This window comes from Bradyrhizobium sp. USDA 10063, from assembly GCF_054063735.1.
This window is the reverse complement of sequence record NZ_JBSSGP010000002.1, coordinates 1,122,800-1,135,147: the sequence shown is the minus strand read 5'-3', so window position 1 is coordinate 1,135,147 and position 12,348 is coordinate 1,122,800. Positions and strand designations below refer to the sequence as shown.

13 protein-coding genes are annotated in these 12,348 nt (G+C 63.6%); 6 read left to right on the top strand and 7 right to left on the bottom strand.

All coding sequences use genetic code 11. From position 1 onward, the window contains the following. Window positions 1-27 precede the first annotated feature (27 nt). The 3 genes from ACVJGD_RS07280 (at window position 28) to ACVJGD_RS07270 (ending at window position 3,738) form a co-directional block, all read left to right on the top strand. Window positions 28-1,806 (top strand): NirA family protein, encoded by a 1,779-nt coding sequence (locus ACVJGD_RS07280; protein ID WP_456633712.1) that lies wholly within the window; start codon window positions 28-30, stop codon window positions 1,804-1,806. After that, window positions 1,803-3,410, top strand: a complete 1,608-nt coding sequence (locus tag ACVJGD_RS07275) for a sulfite reductase subunit alpha (protein ID WP_456633711.1) — start codon at window positions 1,803-1,805, stop codon at window positions 3,408-3,410. Before ACVJGD_RS07280 ends, ACVJGD_RS07275 begins: the two co-directional genes overlap by 4 nt. 175 nt (window positions 3,411-3,585) lie before the next feature. Continuing rightward, window positions 3,586-3,738: a hypothetical protein gene (locus ACVJGD_RS07270; RefSeq protein ID WP_456633710.1), complete on the top strand. Its 153-nt coding sequence runs from the start codon at window positions 3,586-3,588 to the stop codon at window positions 3,736-3,738. Window positions 3,739-3,837: 99 nt separating this feature from the next. On the opposite strand, the gene ACVJGD_RS07265 is transcribed toward ACVJGD_RS07270, so the two are convergent. The 3 genes from ACVJGD_RS07265 to pxpB form a co-directional block, all read right to left on the bottom strand. Further along, on the bottom strand, window positions 3,838-4,611 hold the full coding sequence (locus tag ACVJGD_RS07265) for a LamB/YcsF family protein (RefSeq protein ID WP_456633709.1): 774 nt from the start codon (window positions 4,609-4,611) through the stop codon (window positions 3,838-3,840). Between the two features lie 136 nt (window positions 4,612-4,747). Next, a complete protein-coding gene (locus ACVJGD_RS07260) occupies window positions 4,748-5,791 on the bottom strand; it encodes a 5-oxoprolinase subunit C family protein (RefSeq protein ID WP_456633708.1) in 1,044 nt (347 codons plus the stop codon). Next, on the bottom strand, window positions 5,788-6,531 hold the full coding sequence (gene pxpB, locus ACVJGD_RS07255) for a 5-oxoprolinase subunit PxpB (RefSeq protein ID WP_456633707.1): 744 nt from the start codon (window positions 6,529-6,531) through the stop codon (window positions 5,788-5,790). Before pxpB ends, ACVJGD_RS07260 begins: the two co-directional genes overlap by 4 nt. A gap of 195 nt (window positions 6,532-6,726) precedes the next feature. Here pxpB and ACVJGD_RS07250 point away from each other — a divergent pair, with 195 nt between their 5' ends. Both ACVJGD_RS07250 and ACVJGD_RS07245 read left to right on the top strand, forming a co-directional pair. Next, window positions 6,727-7,425 (top strand): ribonuclease activity regulator RraA, encoded by a 699-nt coding sequence (locus tag ACVJGD_RS07250; protein WP_456633706.1) that lies wholly within the window; start codon window positions 6,727-6,729, stop codon window positions 7,423-7,425. Window positions 7,426-7,448: 23 nt separating this feature from the next. Then, on the top strand, window positions 7,449-7,853 hold the full coding sequence (locus ACVJGD_RS07245) for a (R)-mandelonitrile lyase (protein ID WP_456633705.1): 405 nt from the start codon (window positions 7,449-7,451) through the stop codon (window positions 7,851-7,853). Between the two features lie 30 nt (window positions 7,854-7,883). On the opposite strand, the gene ACVJGD_RS07240 is transcribed toward ACVJGD_RS07245, so the two are convergent. Both ACVJGD_RS07240 and ACVJGD_RS07235 read right to left on the bottom strand, forming a co-directional pair. Beyond that, complete coding sequence (locus tag ACVJGD_RS07240; protein ID WP_456633704.1) at window positions 7,884-8,663, bottom strand: DUF2147 domain-containing protein; 780 nt, start codon at window positions 8,661-8,663, stop codon at window positions 7,884-7,886. Between the two features lie 191 nt (window positions 8,664-8,854). After that, the gene (locus ACVJGD_RS07235) at window positions 8,855-9,637 is read right to left on the bottom strand and encodes a transporter substrate-binding domain-containing protein (RefSeq protein ID WP_456633703.1); all 783 of its coding nucleotides are present in this window, start codon (window positions 9,635-9,637) and stop codon (window positions 8,855-8,857) included. 91 nt (window positions 9,638-9,728) lie between these two features. On the opposite strand from ACVJGD_RS07235, the gene ACVJGD_RS07230 reads away from it, so the two are divergent. Beyond that, window positions 9,729-10,247 (top strand): DUF1993 domain-containing protein, encoded by a 519-nt coding sequence (locus ACVJGD_RS07230; RefSeq protein ID WP_456633702.1) that lies wholly within the window; start codon window positions 9,729-9,731, stop codon window positions 10,245-10,247. Between the two features lie 9 nt (window positions 10,248-10,256). Here the strand turns inward: ACVJGD_RS07230 and ACVJGD_RS07225 are convergent, their stop codons facing one another. Then, window positions 10,257-10,673 (bottom strand): hypothetical protein, encoded by a 417-nt coding sequence (locus ACVJGD_RS07225; protein WP_456633701.1) that lies wholly within the window; start codon window positions 10,671-10,673, stop codon window positions 10,257-10,259. A gap of 103 nt (window positions 10,674-10,776) precedes the next feature. Continuing rightward, on the bottom strand, window positions 10,777-12,201 hold the full coding sequence (locus ACVJGD_RS07220) for an amidase (protein ID WP_456633700.1): 1,425 nt from the start codon (window positions 12,199-12,201) through the stop codon (window positions 10,777-10,779). Window positions 12,202-12,348 lie beyond the last annotated feature (147 nt).

Here is a 12,348-nt window from a genome sequence, read left to right as displayed (position 1 = left end):
GTGGCCGCAGGAGCTTCGTCGCAGACCATGAAAATCGAGCCGCTCGCAGTCGACTTCACCGACGAGCAGAAACGCTACCTCGAAGGCTTTGCCACCGGCCTGCAGATCAGCCGGGTCGGCCGCGGGCTTGGCGGGGGTGCCACCAAAGCCAATGCCGAGCCGACCGGCCCGGATGCCGCACATATCACGGCGCAGGACAAGGTCGTCGCGTCAGGCAAGAAGCTCGTCGACCAGGAAAAATTCAAGCGCGACGAGCATCCCTTCGACGCCTATCCGCGCTTGAGGCAGCAGGCGCTCGATAACGCGCCGCCGTCGCCCGCCGATAATTTCCGCTGGCGCTATTTCGGCCTGTTCTACGTCGCACCGGCGCAGGATTCCTACATGTGCCGATTGCGCATTCCAAACGGCATCCTGAAGCACTGGCAGTTCGCAGGCCTTGCCGATCTCGCCGAAGAACTCTGCGGTCCGTACTCTCATGTCACCACGCGCGCGAATTTGCAGGTGCGTGAAATCCCGCCGAAGAACGCGGTGAAATTGATCGAGGGCATCCAGGACCTCGGCCTGTGCTCACGCGGCTCCGGCGCCGACAATATCCGCAATGTCACGGGAACCCCGACCGCGGGCATCGATCCGCAGGAACTGTTGGATACGCGGCCTTATGCGCGCGAGTGGCACTACCACATCCTCAACGACCGCTCGCTCTACGGCCTGCCGCGCAAGTTCAATGTCGCCTTCGATGGCGGCGGAAGGATCGCAGTTCTGGAGGAGACCAACGACATCGCGTTTACCGCAGTTGAAGTGAAGGAGGGGGTTGGCGTCGAGCCCGGCGTCTGGTTCCGGCTCGGCCTCGGCGGTATTACCGGGCACAAGGATTTCGCAAAATACTCCGACATCATCGTCAAGCCGGACGAGGCGACGAAGGTGGCGGACGCGATCGTCCGGGTCTTCATCGATCTCGGCGACCGCACCAACCGCAACAAGGCCCGGCTGAAATATGTCCTGGACGGGATCGGTCACGACCAGTTCCTCAAGCTGGTCGAGGAGCGGTTGAAGAAACCCTTCACCCGCGTGCCGACCGAAGCGCAGTCGCCGCGGCCTTTGACCGACCGCATGGCGCATATCGGTGTGCACAAGCAGAAGCAGGAGGGCTTGAACTGGATCGGCGTGTCGCTGCCGCTCGGCAAGATCACCTGCGAGCAGATGCGTGGACTCGCCAAGATCGCACGCGATCTCGGCGACGGCGAGATCCGCCTGACAGTCTGGCAGAACCTGCTGATACCAGGCGTGCGCAATGAGAATGTCGAACTCGCGATTGCCGCGATCAAGACGATCGGGCTCGCGGTCGACGCCTCGCACATCCGCGCCGGACTGATTGCCTGCACCGGCAATGCCGGCTGCCGCTTTGCCGCCTCGAATACCAAGCGCCACGCCGCCGAGATCGGCGACTGGTGCGAGCCGCGCGTTGCCATGGACAAGCCGGTCAACATCCATGTCACCGGCTGCCATCATTCCTGCGCCCAGCACTATATCAGCGATATCGGTCTGATCGCGGCGAAAGTAGATGTCGGCGAGGACGCCGATCCGGTTGAGGGCTATCACCTCTTCACTGGCGGCGGCTTCGGCCCCGACGCCGATGTCGGGCAGGAGGTCTATCACGACCTCAAGGCGGAGGACGCGCCGAAGACGGTCGAGGGGCTTCTGAAGGCCTATCTCGCGCATCGTTCATCTCCCGACGAACCCTTCCTCTCCTTCGCGCGCCGCCATGATGGCGAGACGCTGCGCAAGCTCGCCGAGGCATCCGCATGAACCAGATCACGCCTCCACCGAAACTCGACATCATCCCGGCTAGCGCGCCGTTCTCCGAAGCGCAGCGTTCGTGGCTCAACGGCTTCTTCGCGGGGCTCCTGTCTCCTGACGCAGCGACGCCGCTATCGGCGGAGCAGGGCGCTGCCGTCATGCAGGGCGCGGCCGGCGACGGCGATGACGGCGAGGCGCCGTGGCATGACCAGACCATGCCGATCGCCGAGCGCATGAAGCTGGCCGAAGGCCGCCCGCTGCGGCGGCGCATGATGGCGGCGATGGCTCAGCAGGATTGCGGACAGTGCGGCTACAACTGCCACGACTATTCGGAGGCGATTGCCGGCAAGAGCGAAGCGCGGCTCAACCTCTGCGTGCCCGGCGGCAAGGAAACCGCGCGCATGCTGAAGTCGCTCTATGAAGAGCTCGACAAGGCGCCATCAGCAGCGTCGGCGCCAGCGGCCGCTGCCGCGCCCGTGATTGCAACGCCTGCCGGCGAACCCGGACGCTCGCGCGACAATCCTGTGCCGGCGAAATTCATCTCGCGGCGTCTGCTCAACAAGCTCGGCTCGGAGAAGGAGACCTGGCATATCGAGTTCGACCTCTCCGGCTCTAGTCTCGATTATGTCGTCGGCGATTCCTTTGGCATCTTCGCCAAGAACGATCTCGGCCTGGTCGATCAGATCATCGCGCTGCTCGGTGCCTCGCATGTGACCGAGGTGCGCGGCAAGACATTGCGGGACGTGCTGCTCAACGACGTCTCGCTGTCGCCGGCGCCGGACTCGCTATTCGAGCTGATCACCTATCTGACGGGCGGCGCTCAGCGCGAGAAGGCCCGCGCGCTGGCGCAGGGCGAGGACCCCGATGGCGACGCCGCGACGCTCGACGTGATGGCGGTGCTGCAGAAATTCCCGAAGGTGCGGCCGCATCCGGAAGCTTTCGTCGAGGCGCTGGAGCCGCTACAGCCGCGGCTCTATTCGATCTCCTCGTCGCACAACGCGACGCCCGGAAAGTTGTCGCTGACAGTCGACTGCGTGCGTTACGTCGTCAACAAGCGCAAGCGGCTCGGGCTTGCCTCGACCTTCCTCGCCGAACGCATCAATCCCGGCGACGAGCTGAAGGTCTATGTGCAGAAGGCGCACGGATTCGCGCTGCCACAGGATTCGAAGACGCCGATCATCATGATCGGGCCGGGCACCGGCATCGCGCCGTTCCGCGCCTTCCTGCTCGACCGCCGCGCCACCGGCGCGCCCGGTAAGAACTGGTTGTTCTTCGGCCATCAGCGTAGCGACTGTGATTTCTTCTATGCCGACGAACTCAACGCGATGAAGACGGCGGGCCTGCTCACGCGGCTGTCACTCGCCTGGTCGCGCGACGGCGAGAAGAAGTTCTATGTGCAGGACCGCATGCGCGAGGTCGGCCGCGAACTGTGGACCTGGCTCGCGGAAGGCGCACATGTTTATGTCTGCGGCGACGCCAAGCGCATGGCCAAGGATGTCGAACGCGCGCTGGTCGATATCGTTGCCCAGTTCGGCGCCCGCTCGGTTGACGAGGCGATTGCCTTCGTTGCCGACCTCAAGAAGAAGAGCAGGTTCCAGCTCGACGTCTATTGATCACGAAATCCGGCGCAAATTCGGACGAATAATATTCTTCTCCGCTTGGCAGGCGGAGAAGTTTTGTCTTCGAAGGAACTGACCGGAAGCGCCGGTGTCACTATTTTTCGGCTCGTCTTGCGTTCGAGCACGAACGCTATTCCATATGTGGCGGATGTTGCATTGGAGATCGACGATGCGCGAACTATCGGCGGAAGCCCGCCTGCATCTTTACGCGCGCAGCCTGTCGCGGAAATCGGGAACAGGATTCCATACGATTGCGCTCTACAGCGCATTCGCCGTCATCGCGGCAATCGTGTTCGGCTCGCTGTCCGTCCATCCGTTTTGATTCTGTAGGGTGGGCAAAGCGCAGCGTGCCCACCACTTCTGTCGTTCCGCGGAAGGTGGGGCACGGCGTGAAGAACGCCTTTGCCCACCCTACAACTCATCAATGCGCGGCCTTGAACGGCGCGACCGCGATTCCCGCTTCTTTCAAGGCCTGCCGCACGCCGCGCGCGATTTCGACCGCCCCTGGCGTATCGCCGTGGATGCAGACCGTATCGGTGCGCATCTTGATCACCTTGCCTGACACCGAGACCACCGCGCCGTCCTGCACCATCCGCACCACGCGATCTGCGATCGCTTTCGGGTCATGCAGCACCGCGCCGGGCTTCTTGCGCGAGACCAGGTTGCCATCGTCCTCATAAGCGCGGTCGGCGAACACTTCATGGGCTAAGCGAAGATTGACGTCCTCGCCGGCGCGCACCAGTTTCGAGTTGGCAAGCACGACGAAGATCAAATTCGGATCGACTGCCTTGATCGCGCTCGCGATCGCTTTCGCGGTCATGTCGTCCTCGCAGGCGACGTTGGAGAGCGCGCCATGCGCCTTCACGTGGGTGACCTTGTGGCCGGCCGCGGTCGCGATCGCCTGTAGGGCGCCGATCTGGTAGGCGACGAGGTTCTCGATCTCGGACGATTTGAGGCCGGGAACCGGTCGGCGGCCGAAGCCGTGCAGGTCGCGGTAGCCGGGATGCGCGCCGATGCTCACCCCGCGCGCCTTTGCGAGATCGACGGTACGGCGCATGATGTCGGCGTCGCCGGCATGGAAGCCGCAGGCGATATTGACGGAGGTCGCCAGCTCGATCATCGCGGCGTCATTGCCCATCTCCCATGGGCCGAAGCTTTCACCGAGGTCGCAGTTGAGGTCGATGGTAGCAGTCATGGTGCTTGTCCCGCTTTGCGTGGGTGGTTCTTGGGCTAAAGCGTGATGACTTTTCTTCGAATCGTCATCCCGCTTTAGCTCTTTGTTTGAGCATGATCTTTTCGGAAAACCGGTTCCCACTTTTCCGGATCATGCTCTAGCTAGTCGCTGATTTCGCGACCTGCCATGTGGCGGCGTCAACGGCATTGACGGCGTGCCCCGCGACATTGGCCGCGCTCAGCGCTTCAAGGTTGACATCGAGGCCTTCAAGCGGGCGCAGCCGGTCGGGCAGGGTACGCAACAGTTCGGCGAATTTTCGAGCCTCAGCCTGCGCCTCGGCCATCGTGACCGCCTTGAACCGGAACGAGTGACCGGCGGAAATCTGGGCGAAGCGGCCGAAATCCGCAGAGATGACGGTAGCGATCTTCGGGTAGCCGCCGCTGGTGCCGCGGTCCGGCATCAGCACGATCGGCTGGCCGTTGCCGGGCACCTGGATGCTGCCGTTCACGGTTCCGTCGGAGACGATGTTGTGGCCGTGCAGATGCTTGATCACAGGGCCCTCAAGCCGGTAGCCCATGCGGTCGCTGGTCGCGGAAATCTTCCATTCGCTGTCGAGGAACAGTTTCTGGTTGTCCTCGGAGAACTCGTCGTCCTGCGGACCGAACACGATGCGGATCGGCGCGTCCGGCTGCGCGGGCAATTCGATCCGGCGCTCGGCCGCGCCGCTCGCGGTTTGCACCTGTAGTTCGTCGCCGCTCTGCAGCGGGCGCGGATAGGGGCTGCCGAGGCCTGCGCGCGCGTTCACGGCGAGGCTGCCGAACATCGGTTCGCCTGCGATCCCGCCCTCGATCGCGAGGTAGCTGAACGCACCGCCCTTGGCAAAACCGAGCGTCAGCGTCTCGCCGTCGGCAAGGGTGGCCGAGGTATCGAACGCGACGGTTCGTCCCGCGATATCAGCGCTGCGCGAGGCGCCCGAGAGCGCAATGCGTACCGCGCCGCAGCGTGCGGTGAAGGTCGCGCCGAACGGACCGATCTCTACTGCAGCGGCGAACGGCTCATTGCCGACCAGCGTATTCGCGGCCGCTAAAGCGAGGCGATCCATCGCGCCGCTTGGCGTCAGCCCATAACGCTGCGCGCCAGGGCGGCCGCCGTCCTGCACGGAAGTGGCCGGACCGATCGAGGAGACGATGAGCTTGCTCATGCGGCGACCAGTTCGGCGATGAACTCGCCGGCTTCCGCGGCGCGGTCCTGCTCGGCAAAGGTCTTGGCGTCGACCGCCGTGAAGCTGACAGTGTCGCCCGGCTCGAGCAGGAAGATCGGATCGCGGTGAAGCTGATAGGTGCGGACCGCGGTGCGGCCGAGCAGGTGCCAGCCGCTGGGTCCGGCGATACACTGGATCCCGGTCTGCACGCCGCCGATCGAAATCGTGCCGGCAGGCGTCAGCACGCGTGGATTCTGGCGGCGCGGCATGTGCAGGAACTTGTCGAGGCCGCTGAGATACGACCAGCCGGGGGTGAAGCCGATCATGGCGACGCGGTAGTCGCCGGCGACATGGCGCCTTACGATGTCGTCGGGCGTGGTATCGAGGGCCTTGGCGACGTCCTCGAGGTCGATGCCATGCTCGCCACCATAGGCCACGGGGATGCGCCAGCGCTTGGTTCTTGCGGCGGCCGGATCGGGGCGTTGCGCCAGGGCGAGCAATTGTTCCCCCAGTGCCTCAAAGCCGATCTGCAAGGGGTCATAGTGCACGAGCAGCGAACGATAGGTCGGAACGGTCTCGGTCACGCCGGCGATCGGCGCAGCTGCAAGGGTACGGTCGAGCGCCAGCACCCGCCGGTTGGCGGCGTCATCGATGTCGCGACTGAATTCCACCGTGATGGCGCTGTCGCCACTCGGTAAAAGGCGGGGTAGGGCTTCGCTCGCGGCCACATGATTGCTCATCGAGCATCAAGCTAGCGTGTTTTGCAGCGGAGTGGAATTCGGCCTGTGAAAAATCACCAAGCAACATCAATAAATTAAACCGCGGGCTGGCGATAAGATAGCGTAATCGGTGATTGCATTCTCGCCCTTGACGCGAGTGCCGCGGCTCGCAAGATGCGCGCGCCAATTCATTCCCACCGGAGCCGATCTTTCAAGATGTCCCTGACTGCAGAAGCGATCGCGACGCTGTCGCACGTATCCACCGCCACCATCACCACGGTCCTGCTCAAGAAGGGGCTGCGTAACATCTGGATGCGCGGCACCAAGCCGCTCAAGCCGGGCCAGAACCGGCTGGTCGGATCGGCCTTCACGCTGCGCTTCGTGCCGGCGCGCGAAGATCTGGCGACCCCGGAATCCTGGTCGTCGCCGATCTCGACCCGCACCGCGATCGAGGCGATGCCCGAAGGCTGCATCGCCGTGGTCGACGCCATGGGCGTCAGTGACGCCGGAATCTTCGGCGACATTCTCTGCGCGCGGATGGTGAAGCGTGGCGTGACCGCGCTGATTACCGACGGCGTCGTGCGTGACGTCGAGGGCGTGCTCGGCACGGGGCTGTCGGTGTGGTGCAACGGCTTCGCCGCGCCGCCATCGGTCGCAGGCCTGACCTTCGTCGGCTGGGGCGAGCCGATTGGCTGCGGCGGGGTGGCGGTGTTCCCGAACGACGTCGTGGTCGCCGATCAGGACGGTGCGGTGCTGATCCCGCAGGCTTTCCTCGGCCATGTGCTCGCCGAAGGACCGGAGCAGGAACGGATGGAAGCCTGGATCGTCAATGAGGTGAACAATGGCGCGCAACTGCCGGGCCTCTACCCCATGAACGCCGAGACCAAGGCGCGCTACGCCGCGAGCAAGAAATAACTTCAAAAGAGCGAGGTAAGCCCATGGAAATCCATACCGCTGGCACGCGGCCGACCCGTCGCGGGCCGGCCGAATATTTCACCGGCACGGTGCTGCAGGATCCCATCATCATGGCGCCCGCGCCGGCGCGACTGAACTCCTCGCGCGTCTCCTTCGAGCCGGGTGCGCGCACCGCCTGGCACACCCATCCGCTCGGGCAGACGCTCTATGTGACCTCCGGCATCGGCCGGGTCCAGGCCGAGGGTGGTCCTGTCAGGGAGATCAGGCCCGGCGACGTGGTCTGGATTCCGCCGAACGAGAAGCATTGGCATGGCGCTTCGCCAACCAACGCCATGACCCATATCGCGATGCAGGAAGCGCTCGACGGCGTCTATTCGAATTGGATGGAGCACGTCACCGACGAGCAATACAACGCGAAGGTGGGCTAGTTCATCCGGGTTACCCGTTCGTGAGAAGGATCAGTTCACCCGCGTCCAGGTCTGGCCGCCGCAGAACATGCCGCCGAAGGCGCAGCCCTGGACACGCAGGCTGTCGGAGCCCTTGAGCGCGATCGTCGAATCATAGGTGCTGCCGGTGTTCGGATCGAGGATGCGGCCGCTCCATTTGTCCTTGCCGGGCTTCATGTTGATCAGGACCTGCTCGCCGTTCTGGTTCGACTGCTTGTCGACGGCATAGCCGCAGAGATTGGCGCCGCACTGCTCGATGCGGACCTTGCCTTCCTTCTCCTCCGTCAGCCAAACGCCGACCGGCGAATTGGCTTGCGCGGCGATCGCGGGCACTGCCGGTTTCGCGACCGGCGCCGGAGTGGCTGCGGCGACCGTTGGGGCCGGCGCTTGCGGTGGAGGCGAAGCAGGCGCGGCGCTCTGCTGGGTCTGCGGCGCCGGCGCGCTGGGCGGTGAGGTCTGAGGCACGCTCGCGGCATCGCTCGGCGCGACGGCAGCCGTTGTGGCTTCGGTGGAGGTCGCCGCCGCAGGCGGCGCAGCGGGGACGGGCGCAGGGGCCGGCGCGGATTGCGAATCGGTCTTCGCCTCCTGCTGCTGCGACTTCTGCTTGCGCGTGCCTTCCTCGCTCTTGGCGCGCTTGGACTTGCGGCCGGTATTGTCGTAGACGCCGGGGATCGAGACGGTGCCGCGGTCGGGATCGATGCGGATGGTGCGGCCACCATATTCGAAGGTGTACTGGGCCTGCGCTGCGGTGCCGCTAAGCAAAAGCGCAGCGATAGCCAGAAGCTTCTTCATGATGACCTCCTGAGCAGGAACCCCGGTCAGCGAAGCTACACATCAGCAACCTGATGCAACGTGACCTAGATCACTTTCAAAACGTGAGTCGTGTACTAGCGGCTTTGGGTTCAAACGGCTGGTTGCAGTGTAGTGAGGGCTCATCAGGTGGTCAATTTTCCAGTCTGCGGCGGCCTATGCTGCCGATCGGATCATTCGAACCAGGCGGCATAAATGCGCTTGAACGTGCCGTCCTTCATTGCGATGTCCAGCCATTGATCCACGAAGAACTTCAGCGCGACGTCGCGCTGCAGCCAATAAGCCTTTTCCGCAAAGTCGAACGGTTGATCGGGATGTACGGCGCAGAGCACGCCGGGATGCTGTTTCTGCTGGTAGCGCGTCTCGGACGCATCGGTCATCATCAGGTCGGCCTCGCCCTTGGTGATCTCGTCGAAGATCCTGGTGTTGTCATTGAAGACCTTGATCTCGGCGTTCTTCACATGCGCCCGCGCAAAGCGCTCGTTGGTGCCGCCGGGATTGACGATGACGCGCGTGCCGGCATGGTCGATTTGGGCAAGCGTCTGGTATTTGTCGACATCCGTGCAGCGGGTGATCGGCGTCTTGCCTTCGCGCATGATCGGGATCGAGAAGAAGCCTTTCTTCTGGCGCTCCAGCGTGATCGAGACGCCTCCCATCGCAATGTCGAAGCGGTCGGCTTCCAGATCGTTCGTCATCTGCGGCCAGGCCGTTCTGACATATTCGACCCTGACGCCGAGCGCCTTGCCGAGCGCTTCCGCCATGTCGACATCGAATCCCTTGAAACCGAACGTCGTTTTGTCGACAAGGCTGAATGGCGCATAGTCGCCGGTCATGCCGACCCGCAGCGTGCCGCGCTGGACGATGTCGTCGAGCCGGGAAGGCGACGCCGCCGGCTGGGCATGGGCGGAAGCCATCAACAGTACGGCGGCCGCAAGGCCGACGAATGCGCGCAACATCAATATTCCTCCATCGATTGCTTCGTTGATAGCTTGTTGCGACGGCTTTAGATGAGATGTCAGCGTCGAGCCAGTCAAAGGAAATCAAATCGTGACAATCTCAGTTTACGAAGCACCGGTCGGCGTATTCGTGCCGTATCTTGGCAATCTTTCCGGGCTGATCGATCACGCGTCAACCTACGCAAAAGCGCGAAATTTCGATCCCGTCGTGCTGCTCGGCATGCGGCTCTATCCGAACATGTACAGTCTCAGGCAGCAGGTGGCGGAAGCCAATCGGCATGCGATCGCCTGTTGCGCGCTGCTGGCCGGGCACGAGCCAATCACGTTCGGCGATATCGAGCCTGATCTTGACGAGCTCCAGCGCAGGATCGCGGCCACGATCGATTTCGTTCAAAGCCTGCCGCGTGCTGCGATCGACGGGGCCGGTGACAAGGAGGTGGTGTTCACCTTCAAGAGCGGCGCGCAGCGCACATTCACCGGGCGGTCGCTGTTGCTGACCTTCAGCGTGCCGCAGTTCTTCTTCCACGTCACGACCGCCTACGACATCCTGCGTCACGCCGGCGTCGATCTCGTGAAGAAGGATTTCCTGGGGCCGCCAAGACCGGCGTAGCTGCGGAAGCTAGATCTCGCCGCCTTCCTCGCGGATCAGGCTGGCGACCGCGGCACGGCTGGACATTTCCTGCTTCAAAACCTCAAAGCGATGATGTGCGTCGGCCTCGTGGTCGTCGACGAACTTGATCGCGGTCTCCCGATCCATCGGGCCGCTGACCATGGGCTTCGAATTCTCGCCGATGGTCTCGTCGACATAATACTGGCCATCTTGCTCGCGCACCGTCCACTTGAAGCGGAGAGCGACCATCGGACCGGGGCTGACCTTGGAATAGCCATGGGCCTCCAGCGGCGGGGAGCTTGCGGGCTTCTCTTCGACCGCCGCCAACTCAGCCTCCGACTTTTCAGGCGGGGAAGTCGTCTGCTGCTCATCCAAAATGCTGGCGATGGCGGCAAGTGCATTATCGGTAGGATCGCTCTGGCTCAAAATCTCTTTCCTTGGAGCTTGGTCGGCAAACATTACTGCCGATAGTTCCCATCTACTCAACCCCGGAATGAGGCTGAGTTTTGGCCCTGCGGCATCTTTTATTCTACGCACATACCGGAGGACGCTTGTCCTTCCAGGGCCGCACTTGCTCGAGCTGGCCGGCCAGGCGGAACAGCGTTGCCTCGTCGCCGAGTTTGGCCGCAAACATCATGCCGAGCGGCAGGCCGTGCTTGCTCCAGGCCAGCGGCACCGACATCGCTGGCTGGCCGGACATGTTGAACATCGAGGTACCCGGCATATAGCGCCGCAGGATCGGCCCGATATGCGTCAGGTCCTCCGACATGGTGTTGATCTCGCCGAGCCGGATCGGCGGCGTGCACAGCGTCGGACTCAGGAACACGTCGCAACCCTCGAAGAAGATCGCGAGGCTGCGCGAGATCTGGAACGCCGCGAGCTGCTGGGTGATGTAGTCCGCCGAAGCGATTCCCTGCGCATTGTGGGCACTGGCGAGCGACAGTGCTTCCAGATCGTCCGGCGTCACCACGCGGCCGATGCGCTGCTCGATGGTCCGCACCGTGACCGCCGTGTTCGCGCTCACGATGGCGGTCATCACCGCTGCAGGATCGGCGGGAAGGGTGGGGGAGCGCTCCTCGACATGATGGCCGAGGTTGGCGAGCAGTGTTGCAGTGTCGCGGACGGCCGCGGCGACCTCGGGATCGATCGCGTCCCCATAGGGCGATTTGTCCGTGAAAGAGATGCGAAGCTTGCCGGGATCGCGGCTGACTTCCTGCGAGAACGGCCGCGCCGGCGGCGGCGCGACATAGAGGCTCCATGGCTCCGGACCGTGGATCGCGTCCATCATCACGGCGCTGTCGCGCACGCTGATGCTGACGACATGCGCGGTCGAAAAGCCGCCCCAGCCCTCGCCGCGATCGGGACCGACCGGGTTGCGGGCCCGGCTCGGCTTCATGCCGAACACGCCGCAGGCGGAAGCGGGGATGCGGATCGAGCCGCCGCCGTCGCTGGCATGCGCCACCGGCAAGATGCGCGCGGCGACGACCGCAGCGGCACCGCCGGAGGAGCCGCCCGAGGAATGCGCGGGATTCCAGGGATTGCGGGTCGGCCCGAACAGGCGGCTTTCCGTGGTCGGCATCAGCCCGAATTCGGGGCTCGACGTCTTGCCGAAGATGGTCACGCCGGTGTCCAGGAAGCGTTGGGTAAGGGTGCTGCTGTGATCGGCGACGAAATCCCTGTTAACGCTGGCGCCGGAGGTCGTGCGCGTTCCCTGCAGGAGATCGAGGTCTTTCAGGAGGAACGGTACCCCCGTGAACGGTCCGTCCGGCAACCCTTTCTCGATCTGCTGCTCGGCATAGTTGTAGTGTTTGACGACGACGGCATTGACCTGCGGATCAACCTTGGCCGTGCGGTCGATCGCCTCGTCGAGCAGTTCGCGCGCGGTGACCTGCTTGTTTCGGACCAGCTCGGCGAGGCCCACCGCGTCGAAATTGCCGAATTCCTTGAAAGCCATATTCACACCTAGAGCCGAACAGCGCATCTTAGGGCGCGCGTTCGTCTCTATCCCTCTTGTTGGAGCATGATCCTTCGGAAGAGAACCGGTACCCACAGGTCATGCTCTGACGACGGGCCGATCATTGTCGGCCCGGTCCGAAGATAG

Coding starts and splice junctions, on each gene's coding strand:
- ACVJGD_RS07250 (WP_456633706.1), top strand. CDS start 6,727: ATGTCCCTGACTGCAGAAGCGATCGCGACGCTGTCGCACGTATCCACC.
- ACVJGD_RS07265 (WP_456633709.1), bottom strand. CDS start 4,611: ATGACTGCTACCATCGACCTCAACTGCGACCTCGGTGAAAGCTTCGGC.
- pxpB (WP_456633707.1), bottom strand. CDS start 6,531: ATGAGCAATCATGTGGCCGCGAGCGAAGCCCTACCCCGCCTTTTACCG.
- ACVJGD_RS07280 (WP_456633712.1), top strand. CDS start 28: ATGAAAATCGAGCCGCTCGCAGTCGACTTCACCGACGAGCAGAAACGC.
- ACVJGD_RS07270 (WP_456633710.1), top strand. CDS start 3,586: ATGCGCGAACTATCGGCGGAAGCCCGCCTGCATCTTTACGCGCGCAGC.
- ACVJGD_RS07220 (WP_456633700.1), bottom strand. CDS start 12,201: ATGGCTTTCAAGGAATTCGGCAATTTCGACGCGGTGGGCCTCGCCGAG.
- ACVJGD_RS07235 (WP_456633703.1), bottom strand. CDS start 9,637: ATGTTGCGCGCATTCGTCGGCCTTGCGGCCGCCGTACTGTTGATGGCT.
- ACVJGD_RS07260 (WP_456633708.1), bottom strand. CDS start 5,791: ATGAGCAAGCTCATCGTCTCCTCGATCGGTCCGGCCACTTCCGTGCAG.
- ACVJGD_RS07275 (WP_456633711.1), top strand. CDS start 1,803: ATGAACCAGATCACGCCTCCACCGAAACTCGACATCATCCCGGCTAGC.
- ACVJGD_RS07240 (WP_456633704.1), bottom strand. CDS start 8,663: ATGAAGAAGCTTCTGGCTATCGCTGCGCTTTTGCTTAGCGGCACCGCA.
- ACVJGD_RS07245 (WP_456633705.1), top strand. CDS start 7,449: ATGGAAATCCATACCGCTGGCACGCGGCCGACCCGTCGCGGGCCGGCC.